16 protein-coding genes are annotated in these 15339 nt (G+C 68.4%); 4 read left to right on the forward strand and 12 right to left on the reverse strand.

Translation table 11 applies throughout. The annotated features are described in order from the left end of the window. Position 1 precedes the first annotated feature (1 nt). Both B5F85_RS01080 and B5F85_RS01085 read left to right on the forward strand, forming a co-directional pair. Complete coding sequence (locus B5F85_RS01080; RefSeq protein WP_143786105.1) at positions 2-922, forward strand: ABC transporter ATP-binding protein; 921 nt, start codon at positions 2-4, stop codon at positions 920-922. Beyond that, positions 919-2172, forward strand: a complete 1254-nt coding sequence (locus tag B5F85_RS01085; RefSeq protein ID WP_087313554.1) for an ABC transporter permease — start codon at positions 919-921, stop codon at positions 2170-2172. The genes B5F85_RS01080 and B5F85_RS01085 overlap by 4 nt, the downstream gene beginning before the upstream one ends. 216 nt (positions 2173-2388) lie before the next feature. Here B5F85_RS01085 and B5F85_RS10755 read toward each other — a convergent pair whose 3' ends face one another. The 3 genes from B5F85_RS10755 to hisS form a co-directional block, all read right to left on the reverse strand. Further along, on the reverse strand, positions 2389-2580 hold the full coding sequence (locus tag B5F85_RS10755) for a toxin-antitoxin system HicB family antitoxin (protein ID WP_204204589.1): 192 nt from the start codon (positions 2578-2580) through the stop codon (positions 2389-2391). Positions 2581-3148: 568 nt separating this feature from the next. Continuing rightward, the gene (locus B5F85_RS01100; protein ID WP_143786106.1) at positions 3149-4102 is read right to left on the reverse strand and encodes a hypothetical protein; all 954 of its coding nucleotides are present in this window, start codon (positions 4100-4102) and stop codon (positions 3149-3151) included. A gap of 400 nt (positions 4103-4502) precedes the next feature. After that, positions 4503-5819, reverse strand: a complete 1317-nt coding sequence (gene hisS / locus B5F85_RS01105; protein ID WP_087313563.1) for a histidine--tRNA ligase — start codon at positions 5817-5819, stop codon at positions 4503-4505. A 246-nt stretch (positions 5820-6065) separates the two neighbouring features. Here hisS and B5F85_RS01110 point away from each other — a divergent pair, with 246 nt between their 5' ends. Beyond that, complete coding sequence (locus tag B5F85_RS01110) at positions 6066-6443, forward strand: DUF4299 family protein (protein ID WP_087313565.1); 378 nt, start codon at positions 6066-6068, stop codon at positions 6441-6443. A gap of 172 nt (positions 6444-6615) precedes the next feature. Here the strand turns inward: B5F85_RS01110 and B5F85_RS01115 are convergent, their stop codons facing one another. Beyond that, on the reverse strand, positions 6616-7662 hold the full coding sequence (locus B5F85_RS01115) for a branched-chain amino acid aminotransferase (protein ID WP_087313567.1): 1047 nt from the start codon (positions 7660-7662) through the stop codon (positions 6616-6618). Positions 7663-7796: 134 nt separating this feature from the next. Between B5F85_RS01115 and B5F85_RS01120 the strand changes: the two genes are divergently transcribed. Further along, positions 7797-8852, forward strand: coding sequence for a beta-eliminating lyase-related protein (locus B5F85_RS01120; RefSeq protein ID WP_087313568.1), 1056 nt, complete (start codon positions 7797-7799; stop codon positions 8850-8852). A 330-nt stretch (positions 8853-9182) separates the two neighbouring features. Here the strand turns inward: B5F85_RS01120 and B5F85_RS01125 are convergent, their stop codons facing one another. The 8 genes from B5F85_RS01125 to B5F85_RS01160 all read right to left on the reverse strand — a co-directional run. Continuing rightward, entirely contained in the window at positions 9183-9824 is a 642-nt protein-coding gene (locus B5F85_RS01125; RefSeq protein WP_087313570.1) for an HAD family phosphatase, read from the reverse strand. A 139-nt stretch (positions 9825-9963) separates the two neighbouring features. Continuing rightward, positions 9964-10422, reverse strand: coding sequence for a PIN domain-containing protein (locus B5F85_RS01130; RefSeq protein WP_087313572.1), 459 nt, complete (start codon positions 10420-10422; stop codon positions 9964-9966). Further along, the gene (locus B5F85_RS01135) at positions 10419-10721 is read right to left on the reverse strand and encodes a type II toxin-antitoxin system RelB/DinJ family antitoxin (RefSeq protein WP_087313574.1); all 303 of its coding nucleotides are present in this window, start codon (positions 10719-10721) and stop codon (positions 10419-10421) included. Before B5F85_RS01135 ends, B5F85_RS01130 begins: the two co-directional genes overlap by 4 nt. A 200-nt stretch (positions 10722-10921) precedes the next feature. Further along, positions 10922-11548, reverse strand: coding sequence for a DUF47 family protein (locus B5F85_RS01140; RefSeq protein WP_087313576.1), 627 nt, complete (start codon positions 11546-11548; stop codon positions 10922-10924). 88 nt (positions 11549-11636) lie between these two features. Then, positions 11637-12686: an inorganic phosphate transporter gene (locus B5F85_RS01145; RefSeq protein WP_087313578.1), complete on the reverse strand. Its 1050-nt coding sequence runs from the start codon at positions 12684-12686 to the stop codon at positions 11637-11639. A gap of 285 nt (positions 12687-12971) precedes the next feature. Further along, positions 12972-14099, reverse strand: a complete 1128-nt coding sequence (locus tag B5F85_RS01150) for a DNA/RNA non-specific endonuclease (protein WP_087313580.1) — start codon at positions 14097-14099, stop codon at positions 12972-12974. Between the two features lie 544 nt (positions 14100-14643). Then, positions 14644-14913, reverse strand: coding sequence for an Rrf2 family transcriptional regulator (locus tag B5F85_RS01155; RefSeq protein WP_087313582.1), 270 nt, complete (start codon positions 14911-14913; stop codon positions 14644-14646). A 149-nt stretch (positions 14914-15062) separates the two neighbouring features. After that, positions 15063-15339, reverse strand: a 277-nt coding sequence (locus tag B5F85_RS01160; protein WP_143786107.1) for an S-layer homology domain-containing protein, incomplete at its 5' end; no start/stop codon positions are given.

Consider the following 15339-nt stretch of genomic DNA (forward strand, 5'->3'; position numbering starts at 1 on the left):
CATGACGCCCGCCATCGACATCCGCGGCGCCTGGCGCATCTACGAGACCGCGGCCGGCTACACCCCGGCGCTGCGCGGCGTCTCGCTGACCGTGGACCGCGGCGAGTTTCTCGCCATCATGGGTCCGTCCGGCTCCGGCAAGTCCACGCTCATGAACATCCTCGGCTGCCTGGACCGCCCCACCGCGGGCACCTACCTGCTCGAGGGCATCGACGTCACCGAGCTCTCCGAGGACGACCTCGCCCATGTGCGCGCGAGCCGCCTGGGCTTTGTCTTCCAGTCGTTCAACCTGCTGCCGCGCGCCACGGTGCTGCGCAACGTGATGCTGCCGCTCGTCTACTCCGACCTGCCCCCGCGCGACCGCGAGCTCGCCGCCTGGCGGGCCCTGCGCTCCGTGGGTCTGCCCGAGGAGCACTACCTCCACCGCTCCAACGAGCTCTCCGGCGGGCAGATGCAGCGCGTGGCCATCGCGCGCGCCCTGGTCAACGACCCGGCGATCATCTTCGCCGACGAGCCCACCGGCAACCTCGACACCGCCACGGGCGAGATGGTCATGCGCACCTTCCGCCGCATGCAGGCCCGCGGCAAGACCATCGTGCTCATCACGCACGACTCAGAGGTCGCCGCCTGGGCGGACCGCACCGTACACATCCGCGACGGCAAGCTCTTCTCGGACGAGGAGGAGCGTCGCTACCTGGCGGGGCTCGCCGCCCGGGATGCGGCGGCCGAGAAGGACGGCGCGGCCGGGGGCGCCGGCGCAACTGACGCCGAGGTGACCGCGTCCTTCTCGCCCGCTGCCGGCGGCGGACACGCAGCTCCCGGCACGCCCGCGGCAAGCGGCGGACACGCAGCTCCCGGCACGCCCGCTGTCGCCGGCGCGTCAGCCCGCCGCGCGCTGCTTTTGGGGGTGCCCGCCCTATGAGAGCCCGCGACCTCGCCTACGAGACCTCCACCGCCCTTCTCGCCAATCGCGCGCGGACGCTGCTCACGGTGCTGGGCATCGTCATTGGCATCGGGGCCGTCATCGCCATGACCGCGCTGATCGACGGCGTGAAGGCGCAGCTCGTGGGGCAGCTCGGCCTCAACATGTCCCGCACCGTCAACATCACGTGCTGGCCGCCGGGCAACCAGTCGCTCGACCAGGACGACATCGAGGAGATCGGTCAGGCGCTTGCAGGGAGCTACGAGTTCGTGACCGGCTTCACGTACACGAGCGCGCAGGCGTCCTCGAGCACCGCCTCGGTCGACTACCTCAACATCAACGCGTGCCGGCCGGAGTACTTCCAGGCCATGGGCTACGAGGCCGCGCGCGGCAGCCTCTTCGACGCCGAGGACTGCGAGGACGGCGCGATGGTCGTGGTGCTGGGCGGCAGCTCGGTCAAGAACCTCTTTGGCTCGCCCGACGCAGACTGCGTGGGGCAGACCGTGCGCATCGGCTCGTCGCAGTACACCGTGGTGGGCGTGGTCGACGAGGGCTTCACCTACGACAACGACACCGCCTACATGCCATCCGAGACCGCCGTGACGCGCCTCATCGGCCAGGGCGGCTACGGGAGCTGGCAGATCATCGGCTTTGCGCGCGAGGGCTCGGACATGTACGCCGTGGCTGCGGAGACCGAGAGCTATCTCTACACCCGCTACAACATCCCCTACCCCGAGCCGGACCAGACGAGCTTCTCGAGCGACGAGGGCTACGTCTACGTGCAGACCGCGCAGGAGCTCATCGACCAGCTCGACGCCACCACGGCGACCTTCCGGATGCTGGCGCTGGCGGTGGCCGGGATCTCGCTTCTGGTGGGCGGCATCGGCATCATGAACATGATGCTCACCAACGTGACCGAGCGCATCCGCGAGATCGGCCTGCGCAAGGCGCTGGGCGCGCGGCGCGGCGACATCACGGGGCAGTTCCTGCTGGAGAGCATCACCATCTGCATCGTGGGCGGGGCGCTCGGGATCGGCGTGGGCTACGGCGGCGCGTGGCTGCTCGCGAGCGTGGCGGGCTCGGCGCTGGGGTCGATGATGGGCGCGGGCGAGGCCATCGTGCCCGTGATCTCGCCGGCGACGGTTGCCATGGCGACGGGCATCTGCGTGGGGATCGGCGTTGTCTTTGGCTGGTACCCGGCGCGCCGCGCGGCCAAGATGGACCCGGTGGAGTCGCTGCGCTATCAGTGACGGTGGGGCCCTTCTCGCCCTTCTCGCCCCTCTCGCCCGCCGGCCGCCCCCTTCGAGGGTATGTACGCCCCACCCTGAGGGTATGTACACCGCCCCGGCCGCACGTTCTTCTCGGCAACGCTCTGACCTGCGGTTTTGCAGTCATCGCCAAGCGACGGGGTGTACATACCCTCACGGGGCGGTGAACACACCCTCAAGACTCTCGATCAGCGCAGGCTAGATGCGCGCTGCGACCAGCTGGTTGATGGAGACGCCTGCCTCCGCCGCCTCCATTGCGACGCGGCGATGCTCCTCCGGCGGAATGCGCAGCGAGAGGTGCCCGGAGTAGCGACGGGATCCCATGGGAAGCGGCGCCTTCCTCCCCTCCCCCTCAAGAATCTCCAGCGCCTCCCGCACGACGTCGACCATGCCGTGAAGCGCCTCGTCCTGCGTGTCACCCAGACATGAGAGGCTTGGAAACTCCAGCGTCGACGCGACGAAGCATCCGTCAGCTTCGGACCGGAAGACGCGGTACGTGTATGCTAGCGGGTCATGCATGACGCTCGTGCTCCAATCGCTCGATAGCAGACAGCAGCTGTCGGACCTGGTATGCCTTAGCGAGCTTACCGCTCTCCTGGAGGTTTACAAGCGGGTCACCCTGCCACGGCATCGAGAAGAAGTGGTGAGACCCCCGGATTCGCGGCGGACCAAAGAAATGCGTTGCAACGCGGAGGGCATCTCTGAAGCTCACGCCGCGAGGGTTTGTCCTCATGAGCGCGAGGATGGTCTCTACTGATGGCATCTCCTCAACTCCTATGATAGCGTATATGGTATCAGATTTACTTGAGCTCGCAGGATGGGTGGCGCATGTTCCGCCATTGAGGGTATGTACACTGCCGCAGCCGTACGTTCTTCTCGGCAAGGCTCTGACCTGCGGTTTTGCAGCCCACACGCGATGGCGGGGTGTACATACCCTCCAAGCACGAAGCCTCGGACGCTAAAGGGCGAAAAGCTCGCGGACCAGGGCGCGCTGCCGCAGCCGATACTCCTCGCCGTCGGGCACCTGCCGCCCCGCCTTTGCCATGACCTTGCGCACCAGCTCGTCGAGCATCAGGTCGTTCGAGAGCATGCCCGCAGCGACGGAGCGCACCATCCACCCCAGGTCGCGCAGCCCCTCGTTGCGCGTGTTGTCCTCATCGATCTTTGCCTTGGTGCGGTGCCAGAGGTAGCTGTCGTACTCGAGGATAATCCCCCACTCCGGCCAGCACAGGTCAACTGTGAGATAGGGCTTACCGAGCGCAATCTGCAGGGATGGGGGAATGTCGATACGGCAGTTGAGGCTAGGCATTGGCAGCCCGCATCCGCCAAGCTCGACGGGAAGCGTGAAGAGAAGGACCACGACGGTCTCCATCGGCGAGCGCGAGCCCTCGATCACGTACGCAAGCGCATCCCTCGCGCGACGTGCCCCGTAGCCGTGGTTATTCGCGAAGTGGGCAACGAGATCGTCCAGCTTTGCGAGCGGAGGCCTGTTGTGAAACCCGCCCTTCGCGCGCGGGGAGCGTGCGTACCCGCCGCAGATCTCCATGCCGACGGCGGCGCCTCGCGCGGGGCTGGACCCGGCTGCCATCTGCTGCAGGCAAAAGCGCGGCGACGCAATGAGGATCTCATCGGTGAGCTGGTAGAGCGAGCCCTCCGGGAGCTCGGTCGACCACACGTGGCAGTGCAGCCGCCGCGAGCGTATGCGTCCCGCCGGAGAGGCAACGAGGATGTGGAGGGGACGATCCGCGGTAGCCTCGATGCGAGCTCCTGCGAGGTCGATGTCGGGGAGGCACGCGGCGGCGGGAAGCGACCACGCCCCGTTTGCCGGAGGGTCGCAGGGCTCGCCCAGGCGCTCGGCAAGACCGACCTCCGCCCATCGCGCAAGTGCCGATATGTCGCAGATCGTAATCATGCGCCCCATGGTAGCGGGGCGGACTTGCAGGGCCCTGACGCCTGGCTGACGGCACGCTTTCGACGGGCTGACGACCGGCTTTCTAGGGCGGCGAGCATGCCTGCTCAGGGCGGCCGTGCTAAAAATGCCTGATGGAGGGCACGTCCGAGCCCAAGGGGCAAACGCCCACAGCAACCACACAATGCGGGGCGGACGGCAGGCGCGGTGAGCCATGTCCGCCCTGAGGGTATGTACACTGCCGAGGCGGCACGTTCTTCTCGGCAAGGCCCTGACCTGCGGCGATGCGGAAGGCGTCACGCGGGGCGGTGTACATACCCTCACGGGGCGGTGTACATACCCTCAAAAGCGGCCCGGCCGTGCCGACGGCAGGCGAGAAGACCGGGCGAGAAGGACGTCCGCCTTAGTCCAGGCGCGCCCTCACGGCATCCACGAGCTCCGCCATCGGGACCTGGACCTGCTCGTGGCTCTCCATGTCGCGCAGCGTGACCGCGCCCGCGGCGACCTCGTCGGCCCCGAGCACCACGCAGACGCGCGCACGCAGCTTGTCAGCCTGCTTGAACTGGCTCTTGAGCGAGCGGCCCTGGTAGTCAGCCTCGGTGCGCACCCCGGCCCCGCGCAGCGCCAGACACGCGTCGAAGGCCGCCGCGCGCTCCGCCTCGCCGCCGGTCGACGCCACGTAGACGCAGCTCGGCTCCGCGCCGCCCAGCTCCACGCCGGCCGCCGCCAGCGCGAGAGCGATGCGCTCGAAGCCCACCGCAAAGCCCAGGCCCGGCGTGGGCTTGCCGCCCTCGAGCTCCACGAGACCGTCATAGCGACCGCCGCCGCCGATGGCGCCCACGCCCGAGCCCACGGCCTCCACCTCAAAGACCGTGCGGGTGTAATAGTCGAGCCCGCGCACGAGCGTGGGGTCCTCCACGTAGGTCACGCCCGCGGCGTCGAGGTAGCGCTTGACCGCGGCGTAGTGGGCGGCGCACTCCTCGCAGAGGTTGTCCGGTGCGAGCGGCGCGCCCTGCATGACCTCGCGGCAGTGGTCGTTCTTGCAGTCGAAGGCGCGCAGCGGGTTGATCTGCGCGCGCTCGAGGCAGTCCGCGCACATCTCGTCCGCGTGGTCGAGGATGAAGGCACGGACCTTGTCGCGGTAGGCGGGGCGGCACGCGGCGTCGCCCATCGAGTTGATGACCAGGCGCAGGCCCTCGCGCGCAAAGCCCAGGCGCTCGAAGTAGGTCATGAGCATGATGATGCACTCGGCGTCGGCCGCGGGGTCGGCGGCGCCCAGCCACTCGACGCCCACCTGGTGGAACTGGCGCAGGCGCCCCTTCTGCGGGCGCTCGCCGCGGAACATCGCCTCGGCGTACCAGAGCTTTGCCGGGGCCGCGCCCTGCGGCACGAAGTTGTTCTCCACCGCGGCACGCACCACGCCCGCCGTGCCCTCGGGGCGCATGGCCATGCGCTGTCGAGGCTTGAGGCCCGCCTCCGTGCCCTTCTCGAGCAAATCGCCAAAGAGCGCGCCCGAGACCACGCGGAACATCTCCTTGCGCACCACGTCCGTGGACTCGCCGATGCCGTGGACGAAGGTGTCCACCTGCTCGATCGCCGGCGTCTCGATCATGTCGAAGCCGTAGGAGCCAAACAGGTCGCGCGCCACGTCCTGCATCCTCTGCCAGGCGCGCATGTAGCTGCCGAAGAGGTCCTCGGTGCCCTGAACCTTCTGTCCCATCTGCGGGTCCCTTCTCGCATGGTTTCCAGCGCCTAAGTATAGCGCGGGCGGGCGGGCCGCCGCCACGCCGGTGCCGCGCGGCCGACGCGCGCCGCCACGCCTCGCCGCTGCGCGCACCTCCCCGCGTCGTGCGTACCCCGCTTTGGTGCGCACGACGCCGAGAAGTGCGCCCGACTGCGGCTCTCCGGCTGAGGCACGCGCCCCGGCGTGCTACGCTGTTCGCGTCCGCCGAGGTAGGGAGGCACGATGGGACTGCTGGACAGGCTGCGCGGCAAGAAGGAGCCGGACGTCTGGGAGGGCGCGGCCAAGCTGCCCCCGCGCTTCTATCGCGACCAGGACGACGGCCACGTCATCGGGATGTACCTCCTGCACGAGGACCGAAAGACGATGCTCCCCCGCCATCCGCAGACGATGTACCAGGTGAGCGACGAGGACGTCTTTGACTGGCGGCTTCTGCTCGTGAGCAACGAGGCGGGCGACCTGCTCGCCACGCTGGACTACTTCGAGGCGCTCGAGCTCCTCGAGCCGGGCGCGCTCGCGACCGACGCCACCTTCATCCTGACGCCCGAGCTGACCACCGCCCAGCTCCGCGACCTCGCCGCGCAGTCGTACTCCGCCCAGTAGCGGCCGCGCGCCAGCCGTCGCGCGGCGAGGGCACGGTGCTGCCCGCTTGCCGGCCCGCATGGGCGCTCCCGCCGGCCTCCGGCCTTCCGAGCAGGAGCTTTCGCGAAGCGCAGTCCTGCGTGAAGGTCGGAGGCCGGCGGGGCGGCATCCCCGAATCAGAGGTTCTTCTCGCCTAGCAGATCTTGACGACCCAGCCCTCGGGACCGGCGATCTCGCCGTCCTGGATGCCGGTGAGGGTCTCGCGCAGCTTGGCCATGACGGGGCCCACGTGCTCCATGCCGCCCTCGCCGAAGATGACCTCGGTCTCGCCGTTCACGACCTTGCCCACCGGGGAGATCACGGCCGCGGTGCCGCACATGCCGCACTCGACGAACTCGCCCGCGGCGACCTCCTCGAACTTGACCGGGCGCTCCACCACGGTCATGCCGAGCATCTCGCTCGCCACCTGCACGAGGCTGCGACGCGTGATGGACGGCAGGATGGAGTCGGTGGCCGACTGCGGCACCACGAGCGTGCCCTCGCGGTCGACGAACAGGAAGTTGGCGCCACCGGACTCCTCCACGTAGGTGTGGGTCTGCGGGTCGAGGAACATGTTGTCCGCGAAGCCCTCGGCATGCGCCTGGACGCTCGGGTAGAGCGACATGGCGTAGTTGAGGCCGGCCTTGATGGCGCCGGTGCCGTGGGGCGCGGCGCGGTCGTACTCGGGCACCTTGAGGGCCACGGGCTTGACGCCGCCGGAGTAGTACGGACCCACGGGCGTCACGAGGATGCGGAACTGGTACTCGTCGGCGGGCTTGACGCCGATGACCTCGCCGGTGGCCACCATGAACGGGCGCACGTAGAGCGTGGCGCCGGAGCCAAAGGGCGGGACCCAGGCCTCGTTGGCGCGCACGACCATCTTGACGGCCTCGACGAACTTGTCCTCCGGGAAGGGCGGCATCACGATGCGGCGGGCGGAGTCGGCCATGCGGGAGGCGTTGAGGTCCGGGCGGAAGCAGACGATGTCGCCGCTGGCGGTGGTGTAGGCCTTGAGGCCCTCGAAGACCTCCTGGCAGTAGTGGAAGATGCCCGCGCACTCAGAGAGCGTGAGGGTGTGGTCGGTGGTGAGGCCGCCCTCCTCCCAGGCGCCGTCGCGGTAGTTGCAGACGTAGCTGTAGTCCGTGGGCTGGTAGGCAAAGCCGAGGCTGCCCCAGTCGATGTCCTTCTTCTCCACTGCCATGATTGCCTCCCTGCCGGGATCGCGTGCGATATGTGCTGCGAAGACGATAAACCCTTTCCGGGCGCGGGGCGCGCCCGGTTGCGGAGGTTGTAACATTGCGGCGTAGGCACGATCCGAGAGGAACCGAGGTCCCCATGCGTATGTTCCGCAACGACTACTCCGAGGGCGCGGCGCCCGAGATCATGGCCGCGCTCGTGGCGACCAACGACGAGCAGACCGTCGGCTACACCGAGGGCGACGCCCACTGCGAGCGGGCCCGCGAGCTCATCCGCTCGGCGTGCGGCCGCAACGACGTTGACGTGGAGTTTTGCATCGGCGGGACGTCGGCCAACGTCATCGGCGTGACAGGGCTGCTGCGCGACTGGGAAGGCGCCGTCTGCACGCCGGACGCCCACATCAACGTGCACGAGACCGGCGCCGTGGCCGCGTGCGGGCGCACCGTGCTGCCCACGGACGACCGCGACGGCTTCCTCACGCCCGAGGCCGCCGAGCGCGTATGGCGCTTCCAGACCTCGACGGGCCGCCACATGACGCGCCCGGGCTGCGTCTACATCTCCAACACCACCGAGCTCGGCGGCGTGTGGGACCGCAAGCGCTTCGACGCCATCTGCGGCTGGGCGGACGGTCACGACCTGCCGGTCTTCCTCGACGGGGCGCGCTTGGGCTCCGGCCTCACCTCGCCTGCCGCCGGCGGCCTCACGCTGGAGCACATCGCCGAGCGCTGCGGGGCCTTTTACCTCGGCGGCACCAAGAACGGCATGCTCATGGGCGAGGCCATGGTCATCTCCGACCCGCGCCTGCGCGAGGCCTTCCCGTATTTGCAGAAGGAGCGCGGCGGCCTGCTCGCCAAGGGGCGCCTGCTCGGCGTGCAGTTTGAGACGGCGTTCGCGCCGAGTGCGGACGGCGGCGAGGCGCTCTACTGGCGGCTCGCGCGCCACGCCAACGAGTGCGCCCTGCGACTGCGCGCCGGCATGCGCGAGCTCGGCTTCGAGCCGTACGGCGACTCCGCGTCCAACCAGCAGTTCTTCGTGATGGCGCCGGCGCAGCGCGACGCCTTCGAGGCGGCGTGCGGATGCGAGACCTTCTACGAGCTGCCGGACGGCCAGGTGGTCGCGCGCTTCGTCTGCTCCTGGGCCACGGGCGAGGCGGACGTGGACGAGCTCCTGGCGCTCGCCGCGACGCTGGCCTAGCATCCCAGAGCCCGCGCGGCCGACGCGGCTGCAAAACTGGCCTTCGATCCATATCTGAGGCCGGCGCGGAACAAAACCCGCCTTCGATCCATGAGTTTTTGGGCCTTGAGCCCCCGTCCACAGGGCGTGCGACGACGTTTCCGCAGGAAACCGTCGCGCGCCCGCTCTTTGGAACGGGCGAGAGGCCCATTTTTCCATGGATCGAAGGCGGGTTTTGTTCCGGCGAAGCGCCGAATATGGATCGAAGACGACTTTTGCGGTCCGCCGCGCGACTCTGTGAATTGGGGGCTGTCCCCGATTTACATATGTTAATTGGGGACAGTCCCCAACTTACAGGTGCAGGCCCACGAAGGTGTCGATGAGCTCGTCGGCGGCGCTCAGGTCCTGGCCGATCGCGCAGCGCGTGCAGCCAAACGTGTGGCAGCCCGCCGCCTGCCCCGCCGCGACGCCCGTCGACGAGTCCTCGAAGACCACCGTATGCGCGGCGTCCACGCCCAGAAACTCGAGCGCACGCCGGTAGGGCTCCGGGTTCGGCTTGCAACGCGCAACCATGTCCCCAAAGACCATCACGTCAAAGAGGTCGGTCGCACGCAGGCGGTTGAGCGCCGTGAGGACGCAGCGGGCGATCGTCGTCGAGACCAGGCCCACGGCCACCCCGCGCGCCCGCAGCCCCTCGATGAGCTCGCGCGCGCCCGGCTCCAGCTCGAGATCGGCCTCGGAGTAGGTGCGGTAGCAGTAGTCGCGCAGGCGCTCGTAGTCGTCGATCGTGTACGGCGAGCCGTGGCGCTCCAGGATCGGCGGCACCACCACGCGGTCGTCCCCGCCGGAGAGCGCGTGGAGCTCCTCCTCGGAGATGGGCACGTCCAGCCGCTCGAGCACCTCCCGCACGAGCACGAGGTTGTGGCGCTCCGTGTCGCAGAGCGTCCCGTCAAAGTCAAAGAGCACGGCGTCGATGCGCTCCGGACGCGCCATCGCGGCCTCCTTAAGGTCGGCGGATGCCAGGTCGGCAGTAGGTGGCAGCAGTGTAGCAGACCACCGCTGACCTGCATGTCAAAGCATTTTGACACGCCCCGTCAACCCGCCGCTCCCACCGCAGCGCTGAGGCCTCGGCTCAGAACGCAACCTCGTCGTACGCAAGGTGATTGCGCTGCTCCATCCACGAGAAGAACTCCTCGGGCGTGCGCACGGGTATGGCCGAGCGCCCAAAGTTGAGCGCGCTCCTCGTCACGATGACGGAAGCATCGATGCTCGTGGCAACCTGGTACACCAGCGCGTCCTCGAAGTCGGGCCAGTCGGAGTCCAGCGCGCGGTCGACCTCGCGCTCTCCCGGGGCGCACACGCGCACAAAGCGCCTCAGTGCCCGCAGCGCATCTCGCGCCGCAGACACGCACGACGGGCGCCCGCCGTTGCTCAGCACGCAGAACACGTCGGTCACCTGCGATGAGCTCATCCAGAGCTCATAGTCCCCCATCTCGGCAAAGACCATGAGCTTCCGCGCAAGGTCATAGAAGTCGCCGCGTCGGGCGAGAAAGTCAACGAGCACGTTGCTGTCCACGAGCACGCGAATCATCGGCCGTCCCCCATCAGGCCGTCGTCGGAAAGCCGCTCCATCCGAGCCTGTCTCACGTCCATTGCCGCAAACCGCGCGTCAAGCTCGACTTTGGGCACGGCGTCCACCGCCGTGACGGCGGCACGCAGCCGCTCTCCCCGCTCCTCCTCGGGAGCCGAGAAGGGCAGCGCGCGCCGGGAAATCACATAGTCATACAGCTCGTTGATCACCTGAGAGGCATTGGTCCCCAGCTCCCTGAGCACCTGGTTGCCCAGCTCCTTCTTTGCCTGAGACATCCGCCCCGTAACCATCGCGTCCATGGCTCGCCCCGCAGAAAAGTTGTACCGTACAACAACTATATCACGCCACGCCCCCCACAGCGGTAAGAGAACCCGCCCAGAGACGACCGCCCCGCCGGCCCCTCTGGCTTTCTAAGCGGAATCTTCCGCGAAGCGCAGTTCCGCGTGAAAGTCAGAGGGGCCGGCGGGGCGGCAAGCGCGCGATGGACGTTCTTCTCGCCCTACGCGTCCTTCATGATGATGTCGCGCACGATGCCGGAGACGCGGTCGCACGCGTCGAGGCACAGCTCCATGCGGTCGAAGATGCGCAGCCACGTGACCGCGTACTTGCCGGAGGCGTCCTCCTCGTCGGAGAAGAGGCGGCGCAGCGCCTGCTGGTAGACGGTGTCGCCCTCGTCCTCGACGGTGCCCACGCTGATGGCCTTCTCCAGGACCACGCGGTCCTTCTTGTAGTCGGGCAGGTGGTTGATCATCTCCTGCATCTCGTGGACCGCGTGGACCGTGAGCTCGGAGATCTGCTTGGCCTCGATGCGCAGGTCGCCGATGTTGAAGAGGTCAAGGCGCACCGCCACGCCGTACATGGAGTCAACCACGTCGTCCAGGGCGAGGGCGAGGCTGGAGATGTCCTCGCGGTCGATCGGCGTGATGAAGGAGGTGTAGAGCTTGGCCATGATGGCCTTCACGCGCTCGTCGGCCTTGGACTCGTAGACCTTCATCTGCGGGATGGAGCTCATCGAGTCGGGGAAGTTGCAGATGATGGTGTTGTACTCGTCCGCCGCCTCGACGATGAGGGCCGCGAACTCCTTGAGCATAGTGTAGAACTCGTCTTCCTTCTTGATGCGGGGCATGTGGACTCCTTCGGTTGCGTGGGGACGGGAGCGATAAGAGGCGATAAGGGCGGTCGAGAAGAACGTGCGGCCGGGCGCGTGCCCGGGACTAGAACAGCACGAGGAAGAGCTTGGCGAGCACGTAGCCGATGATGCCGCAGCCCGGGAACGTGCAGACCCAGGTGAGGACCATCTCCTTGGCGACGCCCCAGTTGACGGACTTGGGGTCCTTGGCGGCGCCGGCGCCCATGATCGCGGCGGTCTTGGTGTGGGTGGTGGAGACGGGAAGGCCGGTGAGCGTAGCGATGAGCAGGCTCGCGGTGGCGCTGACGGAGGCGGCGAAGCCCTGGTACTTGTCCAGGCGCACCATCTCCATGCCCACCTTCTTGATGATCTTCTTGCCGCCCACGGCCGTGCCGATGGCCATGACCGCGGCGCACAGCACCATGATCCAGAGCGGGAAGCCGCCCATCTCACCCACCGTCAGGTTGAGCGAGAGCGCGATGGCGAGCATTGCGGTGGACATGAACTTCTGGCCGTCCTGCGCGCCGTGCATGAGGGCCACGCCGGCGGCGCCGAGGACCTGCATGCGACCAAAGAAGTTGTTGGCCGTGCGGCGGTCGGCGTTCTTGCAGGCGATGGGGATGACCTTGGAGATGATCCAGCCGGCGAGAAATCCCAGGACCGTGGAGAGCACGAGGCCGTAGACGACCTTGACCCACTCGCCCATGTTGACGCCGTCGAGGCCGCCGGACACGGCGAGCGCGCCGCCGGTGAGGCCGGCGATGAGGGCGTGGCTCTCGGAGGTGGGGATGCCAAAGGCCCAGGCGCCCAGGCCCCAGGCCACGATGCCTACCGTGGCGGCCGCGAGCGCGATGAGCGCGGAGTGGGTGTCTCCGCCAAAGTCCACCATGCCGGAGATGGTGTCGGCGACGGCCGTGGAGATGAACGACATCGCCACGAGACCCACGAAGTTGCAGATGACGGACATGAGAATCGCCGAGTCCACGTCGATCGAGCGGGTGCCGACGGGCTCGGCGATGGCGTTGGCGGCGTCCGTGGCCCCGTTGACGAAGATAGTGCCCATGACCAGGAGCATCACGATCACAAGGAACGGGTTGGTGGAGAGGACGCCCAGGAACTGTTCGAAGCTAATCAAGTGCGCTCGCTTCCCTTACCGGCCGCGTGCGGCCAATTGTCACATCTTTGTAAATGCTTGATAAGGATAGCGTAAAGCGGGCCGCGTCAAGGGCGAGAAGGACGGTCGGGCCTGCCGCTCGCCGCTGCTTACAAAGCCCTTACATTGGGCTGCCGGGTGGCTGGCGCGGGGCTGCGGAGCGGGCGTGGGGCTGCCGGGCTGCCGGGTGGCTGTCGGGTGGCTGCGGGACAGCTGCGGGGCTGACCGGTGGCTACCGAGTGGGTGGCGCGGAGCTCCCCGGCAGCGTCACGGATTGCAGCGCTTGCAGGGGTCGAAGCCCCGGGCGATGGCCTCCTCGCGCGTGCCCGTGAACTCCCGCTTGTTCTTCTCGCTCATCTGCTTCACCGAGGAGCACCCTGGCAGGTGGAACTTGTTGGTGTTGACGTTCAGGATGTAGGTCACCTCGTCGGAGGCCGCCGGGTCCTCGGCGGGCTCGGGCTCGGGCTCCGGCGCGGGCTCCGGGGCGGTGCGCCAGCTGTCGCCCGTGGCGTAGTCGATCCCCACGCCCGGCTGCACGTTGTAGCAGAAGACGTTGTAGGAGAGGCCGGCGCCCCCGTCCTCGTAGGAGAGCGCCTCGAGGTGCACGCCGCGGCACACGAGCTCGTCGCCCTCGAACACGGGCTCCGCGCGGAAGATCACGTGGCTGCCCGTGCGCTCCACGTAGTCGGCGACGTCGTTCTCGTAGGAGAGCATGCCCTCCATGTTCATGTAGCGCGTGCCCGTGACGAGGTTTCTCGTGTTGGCGTTCTCGCCCGTGAGCTGGTAGGCGATGAGGTGGCAGCGGTTGTAGAGGTACTTCCCGTCCACGAGGTCGTCGTAGCGCACGGTGTGCCAGCCGGAGGGCTTGACCATGCCGATGGAGCCGCGCTCCTCGGTGGGCATGGTCTCGGGGCCCACGAGCGCCATGACCACTCCGCAGCGGCCGAGGGAGTCGAGCGGGCTGTAGTATTCGGTGAGGCCATCGGCATCGGCGGCGGTGAGCTCGGGGGCGTTGCCGTTGACCGCGACGACGGGGCTGCCGGAGTACTCGGGGACCTGGGAGAGGTCGAAGGGCGAGCGCTCCGGGGCAGCGGCGGGGACCGGGTCCTGGGCAGGCTCGGGTTCGGGCTCAACGGCGGCCGCCGGTTCAGGCTCGGGGGCGGGTTCGGGCGCGGGCACAGGCTCGGACTCGGACTCGGAGTCCGCGTCTTCCGCCGCCGAGAGGGTGACGGGCTGCTCCTCGTCAGCCTCCCGTGAAGCTTCCTGTTCGATGGGGGTCGGCTCCGCGGGAGTCTCGTCCTTGGAGCGCGAGGGGATGCAGCCCAGCGCGGCAGCGATCAGGAATATGGCGAGAAGAACCTTGATACCGCCGCGTCGCCTTGTCTTGGCCGCCATGTCGCATCCCCCCTCTAGCTGGGTAAATGCTAGCAGCTCAACGGAAGATTGACGGGAGGTTCCGGGGAGCGGCGCGAAAGCTCCCCGGCAGCGCGCGGCGGCGGTGCACGAAGGCTCCGGTGCTTACAAAACGCAGCCCATCGCACGAGACGTGGCGCCGACGCTTACGGAACGCCGCCCATCGCGCTCGACGGCGCCGTCGTGCTTAACGATCCCCGCGCATCGCAGGGGTGCCCTTCTCGGTGCTTAGACTTTGCCGCGCGTCGCACGGAGCAAGGCGCGGCCGCTTACGGAACGCCGCCCATCGCGCGTGGCGGGCCCTTCTCAGCCGCAAGCCGCCGCGATGGGCAGGGATTGCTAAGCGCCGAGAAGCGCGCGCGATGGGCGGCAATGGTTAAGCGACGGGTGGCGCATCACTGCGACGGACGCCCAAGTCTAAGCGCCGAGAAGGGCGCACACGCGATTACCCGCCAACAGTAAGCGCCGAGAGCGTCGCCGAGAAGCACGCGCGGGACGGAAGCTCTACGGCAACCGTCCCGCGCCCCTACCCGTCCCCGCCCACGCGCGGCAGGCGGTAGGTGTTGGCGAGCTGACCGCCGTTCTCGGCCCATCGCTGGTCGACGACAAGGAGCCCCTCGTCACGCAGCCGCGCTATCAGCCGGTCCACGGTCTTGACGTTGCGACCCAGCGCCTCGGCGATCTGCGCCTTGGAGCGGGGCTCGCCCTCGTTCCTGCCAACGTAGGCGAGGATGCCCACGGCGGTCTTGCTGAGTCGCGCGCCCCTGGGGCGTCCCGTTTGGGAGGCCTCTGCCATGCCGCGCACCTCCTTTCGTAGGCGCGCGGCGAGTCGCGGCGCGCCCGGCGCCGGCCCCGCCCGCGCGTGCGGACGAGGCCGGTTCGGTCAATGATCTTGGGCTGCCGTAGGGCGGGCGCCTCCGGGACGCCCGCCCCACGTAACGGAGCCTACCCGCGCGCCTCCCAATTCATGAGGACGGCGCAGAGCTCGGAGCGGGCGATGGCTCGCCCGGGTTCCAGCAGCCCCTGGCCGTTTCCGTTGAAGACGCCCTCGGCGACGGCCCAGCTCATGGCCTCCTCTGCCCAGCCGGAGACGGAGGCGGCGTCGCCGAACCTCGAGAGGTCCGCGCGGGCGGAGACGTCCTCGCCGGCCGCGGCGGCCCGGTTGTAGAGCACGCAGGCCGCCTGCTCGCGGGTGAGCTCCCCGGCGGGCGCGAAGGACCCG

The sequence above is a fragment of the Olsenella sp. An293 genome, assembly GCF_002159495.1.
Taxonomy (GTDB): Bacteria; Actinomycetota; Coriobacteriia; order Coriobacteriales; family Atopobiaceae; genus Thermophilibacter.